The organism is Helicobacter sp. T3_23-1059 (assembly GCF_053654515.1).
In genome coordinates this window covers 1-376 of record NZ_JBSIUV010000253.1, presented here as the reverse complement: position 1 = coordinate 376, position 376 = coordinate 1, and the positions used below count along the sequence as shown (strand labels likewise).

Annotated in this window: 1 protein-coding gene; it reads left to right on the top strand. The window is 33.8% G+C overall.

The annotated features are described in order from the left end of the window. Window positions 1-376, top strand: a 376-nt coding sequence (locus tag ACWIX0_RS14300; protein WP_454174631.1) for a bacteriophage T4 gp5 trimerisation domain-containing protein, incomplete at both ends; no start/stop codon positions are given.

Sequence of the window (376 nt, the reverse complement as noted above, 5' to 3'; positions counted from 1 at the left end):
ACGAATGATATACTTGTTTTTCATCGTGTGTATCATAACTTAAGACTCCTTTATGTAAGATTAAGTTGGGTTGAGCCTAATACAAATATAGCATTATCAAAAAACACCATAGTAGGCACAAGCAATACTTTAAGCATAGGAGCAGATAATAAACTAAAAGTAGAGCATAATAGTAGTGAATATGTGGGTGGGGATAAGGAAATAATAATAAAAGGGAATGTGGAATCGACAATAGAGGGAGATAAATCTAGTGAGGTAATGGGGAATGTGGTGGAGAGAGTAGAGGGAGAATATAAACTCATCGCTAATGATAAACTAAACTTAGAATCTAGCAATGAAACTACCATTAGGACAAAAGGAAATCTATTGCTTACTT